A 12,486-nucleotide genomic window follows, 5' to 3' on the forward strand; every position below is an offset into this window, starting at 1 on the left:
GCCCTCCGTCGTGGTTGCTATTCGGGCGGAAGCCAATCCAGCAACTCTGGAACCGCCTCCAGATACCAGTAGGTATCGGCCGGGCTCGCGTGACCGAGCCAGGTCGTAAGTTTGATCATCTCGCGTCCGACATCCTGGCCGGAACGATACCAGTTCAGCATCGTTCGAACAGCGAAGGTGTGGCGAAGGTCGTAGATGCGCGGCCCACGTCCATGGCGCTTGTAATCCTGACGCGGCCTCAAGCCGATCTGCTGGCAGACGAGCGCAAAGTTATAGCGTGCTCCGCAATCGCCGAGACGATGGCCCTCACAAGTGACGAAGAAGGCCTTTGAGCTGTTCCCCAACAGGCGGTCCCGCTCACGCCCATAGCTTTCCAGCTTCTCCACTACAATTGAATCCAGCGGTAGTAGTCGCTCCTTACCCAGTTTTCCGAAGCGGACACGAAGGACGCCGGTCTCTATATCAAGATCAGACTGGTCGAGACGCAAGGCTTCGTTGATGCGAAGGCCCGTCACGGCGATCAGGCCGAAGAGCGTCGAGCAGGTTAACCCGCGCATGCCGTAAACCGATGGCAGCGCGCGGGCTTGCTCGACAATCGCAAGGATTTCGCCGTCGCTGTAGATGTGCGGATGAGCCCGTTGGACATGAGCCGGTATCAACCCTTGGGGCGGAATTCCGTGCCGCGGATCTATCCCGTGCAGCCAGAGCGCAAATTGACGAGCAACCCGGAAGCGAGCGCCTCGTGTTCCGGCACTGGCGGACGGGAGACTCTCCAGCCAGCGCATGATCAATCTGGTATCGACATATTCCACGCCATCCTTGTCGGCGAAGGCAGTGAAGCGACGCAGTATGCGTTCGTCTGTACTCAGATCGGCGCCCAGTTGTCTTCTAATGCTGAGATAGCGTTGCTGTTCGGCAAGGAAAGTCATCGTGCTACCTCCGCAGTCGGCAAAGGCTGAGCGATGGATCGCAAGCCATCCGTGTCGAGCTTCGCATAGATCATCGTTGTCGCACGGGATCGATGTCGCAAAAGATCGCCGATCTCCTCTAGCGAAGCACCGGACCGAATCAGGTTCGTTGCAAGGCTGTGACGCAGAACATGCGATCCAACATAGGGTGTGGGCGGTTTCACGCCGGTTGCCGCAAATGCTTCCCGCAGGATCGAGTTGATGATCTGGCTATCCTTGAACGGGCGGTTCGGTGCCCGGTGGCTGACGAACAGAGACCGCGTCATCGTCGAAATCCGCTCCTCGCGCAAATACCTGCTGATCGCCTCGCCCACGTCTGGCGGCATCGGCAAACGGTCGTGGCGTTGTCCCTTTCCGCGAACAAGAATCTCACCGGCTCGCCAGTCGATGTCATCGATCTGGACCGCCATAACCTCGGGTGCACGCATGCCGAGCCTCGCCATCAACAGCAACATGGCGTGGTCGCGGGCGCCCCGCCGTGGATTGGTCACGACCGATGCAAGAACGGCCTCCACTTCGTCTGGAGACAAATAACGTGGGAGTCTCTCACCCCACGGCTTGTGTACCCTGGGCACGCAGAGCGACAGATTGGTGGTGGTCAGCCCATGCGCGAACAGATATTGGAAAAAGCAGCGCAAGTGTGTGGACAAGGTTTTGTCGCGGTAAGGGGTCTTGCGCGCGATAACATGCTCCATGAACGCGACGACGTCGCGGGCGCTGAGCGCAGCGAGTTCGAGCACACCCTCTCCGAAACGATGAGCGAGGAAACGAGCCGCGAACCCCAGAACGTGTTTGACCGACCGTGGGCTGAGGCCGCGTTGCCGCAGAAGGTAGAGCTCAAGGCTGCCCATAAGCTCTTTGCGTTCCGCTTGAGCGGCAGTGAGTGGTGGGCGTGTCGCGACGCCGATTTCGATCAGATGTTCGACGAACAGTCTGGCCAGGTTGGGCACCTTGATCTGGGCTTTGGGTGACGTTGGTATTCGCCGTCCCAATTCTACGGCAATATCGGCGGTCAATTCCGAAGGGGCGATGCCCTCCGCTTCCATCAACCTGCCAAAGCGTCGGAGGTGGTAGCGATAATTCTCCAGGGTTGCCGGCTTGTAATTTCTCGCGACAAAAGTTTGTTCAAATGGCGCAAGGTAAGGGTCAAGGCAGGTGGATTGGTCAGGTTCTGTCATTTTAACGCTCCTTGTTGTTGGAGCGAAGAACTTCAATCAGAACGCGTAAGTAGAGGAAGGTATTTGTTGTCGGGTTGATCCATGGGGGGCGCGACAAAAGCAATCAACTTGCCACTGAGGGTGTTGACGGCTGGGCCTGTCTAACTTATCGCTTTTTGACGGTAATGGATTCTGCCGGGCATCAAGCCGAACCGCTTCCCTGACGAAGCTGATGACTCCTACTCAACGCGAGCCACGCGAAGGAGTAGAGTCGTGCCTGTAAGCCAAAGTCTGTTTGTTGTTCCCTTGATCGCCGAATGTATTGGAGCGTCGTTCGTATGACGCTCGCATCGATTTTCGGCCTTCGTCTTCAGCAAATCCGCAGTCTGACCAAATGGATTGTCATTGTGACCCCGATGGCGATGACCGTGGGGTCGCTGGTCGCCCTGTTCCTGTGGAGCCTGGACCGGGCGACGGAGCTGCGTTTCGAGTTTCCGTGGTTGATCTATCTGATGCCGGTCGCGGGCTTCGCCATGGTCTGGACATATGGCAAGTTCGGCAAGTCCGCCGAGGGCGGCAACAACCTCATTGTCGACCAGATCCACGAGCCGGGCGGCGGCGTGCCGCTGCGCATGGCTCCGTTCATTCTGGTCACCACGGTGCTCACGCACCTGGTCGGTGGTTCGGCAGGCCGTGAAGGCACCGCCGTCCAGCTTGGCGGCAGCCTTGCAAGCGCCTTCGGCAAACTGTTCAGGCTCACACCATCGGACATCCGCATTCTGCTGATGGCGGGCATCGCCGCCGGCTTTGGAGCGGTCTTCGGGACGCCGATCGCAGGCGCAGTTTTCGCGCTGGAAGTTCTGACGATCGGGCGCATGCAGTACGAGGCGCTGCTTCCCTCACTGCTTGCCGCTGTCGTCGCCGACTGGACCTGCCATGCCTGGGGTATTGGACACGTCCAGTATTCGATTGCCTACCTTGCTGGCGAGGGTGTCGGTTTTCATCTCGACGCGCTCCTCATGCTGAAGGTCGTCATCGCAGGTGTTGCCTTTGGTCTCGCGGCACACTTCTTTGCCGAACTCTCCCATCTTGCTTCGTCGGCCTACAAGGCGATCCTGCCCTACGCGCCGCTGCGTCCGGTGTTGGCGAGCGCCATCCTCATCGGCCTCGTCTATGTTCTGGGGACCCGCGAGTATCTCGGCCTTGGCGTCTGGTCTCCGAACCCTGAGGACGCAACCATCCTCGGCTTCTTCCGTCCCGACCATGTCGATTACTGGAGCTGGGCCTGGAAGGGCCTCTTCACCATCGTGACGCTGAGCGCAGGCTTCAAAGGTGGCGAGGTCACGCCGCTCTTCTTCATCGGTGCTGCTCTTGGCAGTGCGGTCGCTGGCGTGCTCGGCGCACCACCGGACCTGTTCGCCGCCCTCGGCTTCGTCGCCGTCTTCGCAGGCGCGACCAACACGCCGCTCGCCTGCATGATTATGGGCATCGAACTCTTCGGGGCGACCCATTCCGTCTACATCGCGGTCGCCTGCTTCGTTGCCTATCTCTGCAGCGGCCATTCCAGCATCTATCTCTCGCAACGCGTCGGTGTGCCGAAGACGGCCGCCGCCCGCGACATTCCCCCCGATATCTCCGTCCGCCACATGCGCGACATTAACGCCAGAGCCAGAGGCGATCTCCTGGCGCAGGTACGCCTGCGCTCGCTGCGGACAACAGCAAACTTTGCAGAAAGGCCCATAGTCATGACCAGCCACAAGCTTTCCTCCCGCGAGGTCGGGATGGTTCGCATCTACATGAAGCCGCGCGAGAAGGCGGTCGGAACGGGGGGCTGGTTCAGCGGTGGCAAGCCGCTCTACCGGGAGCTGGTCATGCAGGCGAAGGCGGCTGGCATCATGAACGCCGTCGCCCATCACACCCACTTCGGCTACTCCAACAGCGGCAAGCTGCAGGATGAGGGCTTTGAGATACCCAACCCTGACCTCACCATGTGCGTTGAGCTGATCGCCGACCGGGAACAGCTCGTAGAATTTTGCCGGACACACGGTTCGCTCCTGAAGAACAAGGTCATCATCTACAAGCACATCGAGCACTGGGACGTGCTGGATCATGCTCTGACGACCGAAGACGCCTTGGCGGATACGAAGCGCTGAGGACGAGGCCATGCCCTATCTGATCGTCTTCCTCGGAGCAGGCATCGGCGGTGCGGCACGCCATGCCGTGAACACGGCTGCCGCCCGGATGATGGGCTACGGATTCCCGTGGGGTACGCTGACCGTCAACGTCCTCGGCTCCATCATCATGGGCCTGTTGACCGAGTATTTCGTGGTCCGCACGGGCCTGCCGCAAGAGGTGCGACTGTTCATGACCACAGGGCTTCTGGGCGGGTTCACCACCTTCTCGACCTTTTCGCTCGACACCGTCAGCCTTTTGGAGCGCGGACAATGGGGGCTGGCGGCAGGTTACATCGCGACGTCGCTGGTGGTTTCGACGGTCGGCCTCTTCCTCGGACTTTCCCTCATTCGCCTCGCAGGCCACTGGAGCTGATCATGAAGACATTGTTCACGAGCTGGCCGTTCTGGGCGCTTCTCTCGGCGGGATTTGCTGCACTCACCGCGATCTTCGCCAAGGTCGGCGTCGAGAACGTCAATTCCGATTTCGCCACCTTCTTTCGCACCATCATTATCCTGATGGCTGCTGGCCTGATGCTCTACATCACGGGCAACTGGCAGGAACCATCCTCGGTCTCCCCGCGAAGCTGGCTCTTTCTCGTCCTGTCGGGGTTGGCCACTGGCGCATCCTGGATTTGCTATTTCCGGGCGCTGAAGCTGGGGCATGCTGCTCGTGTCGCCCCCATCGACAAGCTGTCGGTCGTCTTCGTCTCGGTCTTCGCCGTGCTGTTTCTCGGGGAGCGCCTGTCGCTCCCGAACTGGCTCGGTGTCGCCATGATCGCAGGAGGAGCCGTGCTCGTCGCATACCGTGCATGATGTCAACATCAACGGGGAGAGGGTCAGACGATGCGGGAGGAGCATCTATGGCGGGAGTGGTATGCGTGGTTTCCGGTAAAGCCCGTCGATGAGGATGGGCTGTTCTGGTTGGAGCCAGTGTGGCGACGCCGCAATCCACAAACGGGAGCCTGGGCGTACAAGTCCTGTCGCTCGGAACGGGAGAAAGACGAAGAGGCATCGAACCGTGCGATTTAGCTTTCGGGTCCTGCGGCATGCCCGTTGACTCGGCTTGCAAACTGGCGCATCGCCATCCCGATGACACATCCGATGTCATCAGGATCAAGGACAACCAAGATGAACCCCGACAGTCGAAGTTCGACGTCATCGACAATTGAGGACCATCGGTCACCCTGGGTCTGAGCTGGGCACCTGGGCGACCGCAACGGTCGGAACAGGAGTACCATGCTGCGTAGCTACGTGCGTGAAGCCAACCATCTTACGCTTGCCAACAGCGCGACAGACGACGCTGCAAACATCATTTGGCATGACCTGGTGAACCCGTCTCCGAGCGAAGACAAGCTCGTCGAGGGTTTGCTCGGCATATCCATTCCGACCCGCGACGAGATGGAAGAGATCGAGCTTTCCGCCCGCCTTTATCAGGAAGACGGGGCCGAGTTCATGACCGCGACCGCGCTGACCTCGCTGGATGGCGACGACCCCGTCAAATCACCCGTGACTTTCATTCTAAAAGGTCAGGTGCTCGTCACCGTTCGCTATGTCGATCCAAAGCCGTTCTCCGTCTTTGCCACCCGGGCCCAGAAGGCCAATGGCATGGTGTGCACCAACGGCGAACTGGTAATGCTGGGCATTCTGGAATCGATCATCGACCGGATGGCCGACGTGCTGGAACGGCTCGGCAACGACATCGACGGCGTCTCACGCGAGATTTTCCAGAGCAAGACCTCGAACGTCACGAAGAAGACGCGCAATCTGCAGTCGCTTATCGAGCAGATCGGACGCAAGGGCGATTTCCTCACGGCAACCCGTGAAAGCCTCGTCTCGATTTCGAGGCTCGTTTCCTACCACGCGGCCCTCGACACGCCTGAGCGCCGTACGTCGAAGGAAAGCAGACAGCGCCTGAAGCTCCTCCAGCGGGACGCGATGTCGCTTGGTGAGCATGCGAGCTTTCTGTCTGGCAAGATCAACTTCCTGCTCGACGCAACGCTTGGCCTCATCAATCTCGAACAGAACCAGATCATCAAAATCTTCTCGGTCGCCGCCGTCGTCTTCCTGCCGCCGACCCTCGTTGCCTCGATCTACGGCATGAACTTCGAGTTCATGCCGGAACTGCGCTGGTCATTCGGCTACCCCCTGGCAATCGTTCTGATGATCTGCTCGGCGGTGCTGCCTTATGTCTATTTCAAGCGCAGGGGGTGGTTGTAGGATGTTCACTGGTGACCCGTTCTGGACTGCGAACAAGATCGCGCCATTCGCTGTCGGCGCAATGATTGGCATCCTCGGCGGTCTCATCGGACTTGGCGGCGCTGAGTTTCGCCTGCCATTGCTCATCGGCATCTTCGGCTTCGTCGCTCTGGAGGCTGTCATCCTCAACAAGGCCATGAGCCTTGTCGTCGTTGCCTTTGCTCTGCCGTTTCGGGCAACGACGGTACCCTTCGAGCAGATTGCCGAGAATTGGCGAATCATCGTCAATCTCCTTGCGGGCAGCCTTGCTGGTGCCTGGTTCGGCGCAGGCTGGGCAACGCGGCTCAAGTCGGAGACGCTCTGCAAAGTGATCGCGGTCATGCTGTTGGCGATTGCGTTGGTGCTGGTATTCGGTCACGACCTTGCAGGTGGTTCCGCACTGCTGACCGGAAGTACACAGCTCGTGGCGGGGATGATAGTTGGCTTGGTCATCGGCATTGTCGCATCCCTGCTGGGTGTCGCAGGTGGCGAACTTCTGATCCCAACGCTCATCCTGCTCTTCGGTGCGGACATCAAGCTTGCTGGAAGTCTGTCCCTCGCCGTGAGCCTGCCGACCATGATTGTCGGTTTCACTCGCTACAGCCGTGATCAGAGCTTTACCGTTATCGGGAAGAACCGGGTGTTCCTGGCTGCGATGGCGGTGGGGTCGATCATCGGTGCAGTCGTCGGCGGACAGCTCCTGGGGATTGTTCCGAATGCGGTACTGCTGCCAGCCCTCGCTCTCATCCTGGTGATTTCAGCGGTAAAGGTGTGGCGGCACTGACCTGATGACCTCGGAGATCTGGCACCCACGAACAGGTAGCCTTAGCAGGCGGGGCTTTAGTCCCAGTGTTTTGAGTTCAACAGCTCTGATTATGCCGAACCGTCGTATGGCCGATAGCAAGGGCCTTAGCCTCGAGAATCGGCCATGCGGCATAATCCAGCTTACGGCATAATGGGTTTTATGCCGATATCGGCATAAGACCCATTGGTTTCCTCCCAAGAGTATATCGTTGCCTCCTCTGTCAGCCATTCTATGACGTCGCCGAATTGCCGTCTATCGTTCTTACGGGTGACGCCGGACAAGGCGGGAACACCGGAAAGGGCGAAATTCCTTCGCCTTAGAATTCCGCAGGCTGTATGCCCGCAAGGCTTCCCGACAGCCGCAGCGACTTACCTGCGCTTGACCATGCGCCGAAGCAAGGAGCGGGATGGGACTTTATGGGGAATGAGGTGGATATCGCTGACCAGCTTTGCGCCGCCTTCGCGTCGCTCCAAGGTTATTTTCCGGCTATGGAAGGCCTCCAGTTCGGCACGATGCGCCACGCTGATGATGGTGGCGTCGGGCAATTCATCGATCACCGTCTGCATCATCCTGTCCTGGCTTTTTTCGTCGAGAGCCGCGGTCGCTTCGTCCATGACAATGATATCCGGGTCGTTCAGCAGCAGGCGGGCAAAGGTCAGCCGCTGTTTTTCACCACCCGACAGCGTCTGGTCCCACGGCGCCTCGTCTTCCACTTTGTCTTTAAGATGGCCGAGACCAACCTTGTCGAGAGCTTCTCCTATCTCTTCGAAAGTCCAGCTCTCGGCCGCTTGCGGATAGCAGACAGCCCGGCGAAGGGTGCCGGAGGGAACATATGGCCGCTGCGGCAGCATGAAAAGCCGGCCGCCGGCGCGAAATTTGACACTGCCCCCACCCCATGGCCACAGGCCCGCAATTGCCCGAACAAGCGTGCTTTTGCCGGATCCGGATTCGCCTGCGACAAGCACTCTTTCTCCCCGCCCGATTTCCACATCGGTCTCCTTGACGACGGCGGTACCGTCGCCGAGCGACACCGACACATCCTTGAGGCTGAGCATCGTTTCGCCTTCCGTTTCACCGCGCACGATCCGGCCGAGCTTATCGCTCCGTTCGGCCCGCTCCAGCCCGTCAAGCGACATCATCAGGGAGGCAACGCGGCGCGCGCAGGCGTTCCAATCCGCCAGTCGGGGATAGTTGTCGACCAGCCACCCGAAGGCGGATTGAACGATGGTGAAAGCGGACGCGGCCTGCATGACCTGGCCGAGCGACATGCTTCCATCGAGAAATTTGGGCGCGCACAAAAGAAGCGGAACAACGGGCGCAATCAACATCGATCCATATGACACAACGGTGGTGCGCATATGTTGCTGCGCCATCTGCTTCCACTGTCGCCGGACATTGCGGAACCTCCTGTCGAGGTCGCTTCGCTCCTCCTCTTCGCCGCCAAGCAGGGCGATGCTCTCCCCGTTTTCCCGGACACGGGTCAGCGTGTAGCGGAATTCCGCCTCCAACTGGTTCTTGACCTCGGAGACCTGGACGAAGTTCTGGCCGATCAACGCGATGGAACTCGATGTGATGAGCGCATAGATCACCGCCGCAATCACAAGAAAGCCGGGTATCGTGACCGATAACCCGCCGACCGGCAGCGTCAGCGCACCGCCGATTGTCCACAGGACGACGATAAAGGTGGAGGCCGAAACGAAGGCCGCAATGACGCCCGCCACGAAATCCACGGGCGCTTCGGTGGCGATCCGCATATCTTCCGACAGCCGCGCCTCCGGATTTTGATGGTCGCCGTCGATCAGGTTGAGCTGGTAATAGCGGCCATTTGCGATCCATCGGGAGACCAGCACCTTGGTCAGCCACGACCGCCAGCGCCGTTGAATGCGCATTCGGACGTAAACCTGCGAGGTCACAATAAAAACGCTTCCAAGAACCAGCGGCGGGAATATGGAAGCGAGAAAGTAGATCGTCGATGCGTCCCGTTTTTCAATCGCGTCGAAAATCCCGCGATTCCAGATGTTGATGCCATATTGGAAACCGACATTAACGCCGATCATCACCAGAAGCCCGATGGAGAACGGCCACGCAAGCCCATCCCCACGGCGGCTCCAGAAACCCCGCGCGCTGATCAGGAACCGCTTCAGAAGATATCGCTTGCGAAGCTCTTCGGTCTGCTGCGGTGTCAAGCCCAAGACGGGCCCTATTTCCTCCGGCGGGAGTGGATCATCCGGTGCGTCATTGGCATGAACGTTCTCTGCACCCTTTTGGCCGGCGCCATCGACTGGTTTAGGATTTGCGTCAGCATCGGTCATGGATGGATAAACGGATGACTGTTTGAAAAGTTGCCGGCCCGGAAGGGTTTGCAGTCGGGCAAGAAAGCTCCGCTGGCCCTGTCTCCGTTGCAAGGGCGAAGCATGCCGAGACCGGACGCCTTGTTTCTAGAAGGTGCGCGGGCGCCAATATCTCGTACGCACTGCCTGCCAACGTTGTGCAACGCACAAAGTTCGGAGGAATGGTCATGGAATTCGGATTTTTAGATACATATCATCCGGAAAAATTCGTCTAAAACTCTCCCAACTCAAGGAGAGAGACCATGACGGACACGACATCAGATTTTGATGGGTCAACAATTGCCCTCGAGGCCACAGAAGAACCCGCATGGACAGCTGCGACCTGGTTCGCGGTTCTTTCGATGGCGGCCACCAGTTTTGCGCTGGTTTCGGCCGAGTTCCTGCCAGCGGGATTGTTGACGCCCATGGCGCGCGATCTCGGCATTACCGAGGGTACAGCCGGACAGGTTGTGACGGCGACAGCTTCCGTGGGCGCCGTGACGGCTTTGCTGAGCAATGTTCTCATCGGCAAACTGAACCGCAAGACCGTGCTTGTCGGTCTTAGTGCGCTGGCGATCGGCTCCAACATTCTCGCATCGGTTGCTGCCGATTTCTGGCTATTGTTGCTGGGCCGGGCCGGGCTGGGGATTGCGCTCAGCGGTTTCTGGGCGCTTTCGGTTGCGGTCGTGGCACGGCTCGTCGGCGCAAATTCGACCGGGCGCGGCATGGCTATCGTCACCCTCGGCGTTTCACTCGCCACCATTGCGGCTCCCTCCATGGGCGCCTTGATCAGCGACTGGGTGGGATGGCGCGTAGCCATGTCGATGACGGCGGGACTTGCCATCATTGCCATGCTCCTGCAGATATTCAGCCTGCCTTCGCTGCCGGCCAGTACGAGCAACAGTCTTTCCGATGTTTTCCGGCTGACGCGGCGGCGCAGCGTTCAACTGGGGATGCTGGCAATCCTGTTGCTGATGACAGGGCATTTTGCCGGCTCGGTCTATGTGCGTCCCTTCCTCGAACAGGTGACGCTGCTTGACACCACGCCGATTGCCCTCGCCCTGCTCGGCTTTGGCGTTGCTTCCGTGATCGGCAATGTGCTGGGGGGCCGGATGGCTGACACCAGTATCCGCCTTGCACTCATCGTTACCGCCGCCCTGATGGCATTCGCGACGATTGCCCTCGTTGTCTGGGGTGTTCACAGCGGCGCCGCATTCGCGCTCGTCGCGCTTTGGGGCCTTGCCTTCGGCATGGCGCCCGTGGTGCTGCCGACCAATCTTTCCCGCGGTGCACCCGATGCGCTGGAAGCAGCAGGCAGCCTGATGGTCGTTTCCTTTCAGGTGGCCATCAGTATCGGTGCGGTCTTCGGCGGCTATATCGTCGATTCCTACGGTGCCACTGCGCCGCTGGCGCTGACCGCGATACTGGCCGCATCCACGGTCGCTCTGGCCTTGTTGCAGCGTCGTGATTGATCCTGTCCGTGACGCCAGATGCCTAAAACGTAAGTCCTGCCCGGAATGTGGTCCGGGCAGGACTTTTTTGAACAGCCGATTTTCTTGCCGTCGCTCTGGTTACTTGCGGTAGGCTAGCCCACCCCAGATGCGGCCTTCGTCTCTGTGGCGACCGCCGTGTACTGCGCCGATATAGGCAGCAGCAGCGGAAACGAGCGCGGAAGCGGCCAGCAGGAATGCTGTCAGAATACCAGCGACGCGTGCTTTTTCTGCGGCATCCGCAGCCTTGGTCTTGGCATCGTCCAATGCCTTCTGCGCCTCAGCCTTCACGGTCTCGAGCTGCTTCTGCGCTTCATCGACCTTCTTCTGCGCTTCCGCCCTGACGGCCTGCACACGTTCAACCGTCTGGTTCACGCGCGTTTGCGCATCGGTCTGGCTGATGCTTGTGCGGGCAGCGACCTGATTGGCGAGCCATGTTTTGTCGGCATCAGATATTTCGCCTGTTGCCATCAGATTGCCGAGGATTCCGCTAATCTGGCGCTGATAGTCACTGGCGCTCTGTTCACCCGTCACAGGGGTGGCGGGCGTATCGGTCCTCAGTAGCGTATCCGTGAAATAGTCGATCGGGTTAGTTCTCAGGCCCTGCGGAAGCATCTGCTCAATGCTGGGCGCTGCAGCCTGACCGGCTCCTTGCGCCAGACCACCGGCCGCACTGCCAGCGCCGGAAATGATGCCGCCCGCCATTTGGCCAGCCCCCTGAACGGCGCCGCCGACTGCGGAACCCGTGGCCTCGACGGCCGTCTGCGCCACGCTGCCAACAGCTTTGGCGCTACCGGACAGTACGCCGAGCGCGAGAAATGCCGAGACGACCGTTCCGAGACCCCATACGACCAGGCCATTCACACCATCGCGGACCGTCAGTTCGTTCCTGTCGGCAGCACCGGCAGGCCGACGCATGCGGCCGGCAATATAGCCACCCAGCATGTAGGAGCCGACCATGGAAATGATGACGAAGAGCGCGGTTATGATTAGCCAGACTGTGCTGATCTCGCCGCCATCGTCGACCGAGATCGAACTCAGGCCTAGGCCGCCCGAAAATGCGGTGAGGACTGCCATTGCGCCCGAAGAGATGACGGCACCGGCGAAGATCGCTGGCCAGTCCACATAGCTGCGGTTTGGATTCGTTTCGATACCCGTTGGATCAACCATCAGCGTAGCCCCAGCAGTGAGAGAATGAACAGGACAACGACGACGAGTCCAACTAGATAGATGATGGAATTCATGCGGTATCTCCTCCGAAAGGACGATCAGTCCTCCGCGTAGCGGTGATTATATGCAGTGAGACATGCGAGCTGATTGCTCGTTC

General features: G+C 59.6%; 10 protein-coding genes and 1 riboswitch. Of the genes, 6 read left to right on the top strand and 4 right to left on the bottom strand.

The features are described from left to right. Positions 1-17 precede the first annotated feature (17 nt). Entirely contained in the window at positions 18-929 is a 912-nt protein-coding gene (locus tag AGR1_RS15310) for a tyrosine-type recombinase/integrase (protein WP_149147433.1), read from the bottom strand. Next, positions 926-2,182: a site-specific integrase gene (locus AGR1_RS15315; RefSeq protein WP_246669662.1), complete on the bottom strand. Its 1,257-nt coding sequence runs from the start codon at positions 2,180-2,182 to the stop codon at positions 926-928. Before AGR1_RS15315 ends, AGR1_RS15310 begins: the two co-directional genes overlap by 4 nt. A 115-nt stretch (positions 2,183-2,297) precedes the next feature. Then, a riboswitch (Fluoride riboswitch) is annotated at positions 2,298-2,374 on the top strand. An 89-nt stretch (positions 2,375-2,463) separates the two neighbouring features. Between AGR1_RS15315 and AGR1_RS15320 the strand changes: the two genes are divergently transcribed. From AGR1_RS15320 to AGR1_RS15345, 5 genes are all read left to right on the top strand, one after another. Further along, on the top strand, positions 2,464-4,278 hold the full coding sequence (locus AGR1_RS15320) for a DUF190 domain-containing protein (RefSeq protein WP_149147434.1): 1,815 nt from the start codon (positions 2,464-2,466) through the stop codon (positions 4,276-4,278). A gap of 10 nt (positions 4,279-4,288) precedes the next feature. Further along, complete coding sequence (crcB, locus tag AGR1_RS15325; protein ID WP_149147435.1) at positions 4,289-4,672, top strand: fluoride efflux transporter CrcB; 384 nt, start codon at positions 4,289-4,291, stop codon at positions 4,670-4,672. Positions 4,673-4,674: 2 nt separating this feature from the next. Beyond that, positions 4,675-5,112: an EamA family transporter gene (locus AGR1_RS15330; protein WP_149147436.1), complete on the top strand. Its 438-nt coding sequence runs from the start codon at positions 4,675-4,677 to the stop codon at positions 5,110-5,112. A 423-nt stretch (positions 5,113-5,535) separates the two neighbouring features. After that, entirely contained in the window at positions 5,536-6,516 is a 981-nt protein-coding gene (gene corA / locus AGR1_RS15340) for a magnesium/cobalt transporter CorA (protein WP_149147438.1), read from the top strand. Between the two features lies 1 nt (position 6,517). After that, positions 6,518-7,318, top strand: coding sequence for a sulfite exporter TauE/SafE family protein (locus AGR1_RS15345; protein ID WP_149147439.1), 801 nt, complete (start codon positions 6,518-6,520; stop codon positions 7,316-7,318). A 389-nt stretch (positions 7,319-7,707) separates the two neighbouring features. Here AGR1_RS15345 and AGR1_RS15355 read toward each other — a convergent pair whose 3' ends face one another. Continuing rightward, entirely contained in the window at positions 7,708-9,651 is a 1,944-nt protein-coding gene (locus AGR1_RS15355) for an ABC transporter ATP-binding protein/permease (RefSeq protein WP_149147441.1), read from the bottom strand. A gap of 281 nt (positions 9,652-9,932) precedes the next feature. On the opposite strand from AGR1_RS15355, the gene AGR1_RS15360 reads away from it, so the two are divergent. Next, positions 9,933-11,141 (top strand): MFS transporter, encoded by a 1,209-nt coding sequence (locus tag AGR1_RS15360; protein ID WP_137412122.1) that lies wholly within the window; start codon positions 9,933-9,935, stop codon positions 11,139-11,141. 99 nt (positions 11,142-11,240) lie between these two features. On the opposite strand, the gene AGR1_RS15365 is transcribed toward AGR1_RS15360, so the two are convergent. Continuing rightward, positions 11,241-12,329 carry a hypothetical protein gene (locus AGR1_RS15365; RefSeq protein WP_149147442.1) on the bottom strand — a complete coding sequence of 363 codons (1,089 nt, stop codon included), beginning with the start codon at positions 12,327-12,329 and terminating at the stop codon, positions 11,241-11,243. Positions 12,330-12,486: the final 157 nt, after the last annotated feature.

This window comes from Agrobacterium sp. B1(2019), from assembly GCF_008274755.1.
GTDB lineage: Bacteria > Pseudomonadota > Alphaproteobacteria > Rhizobiales > Rhizobiaceae > Agrobacterium > Agrobacterium salinitolerans.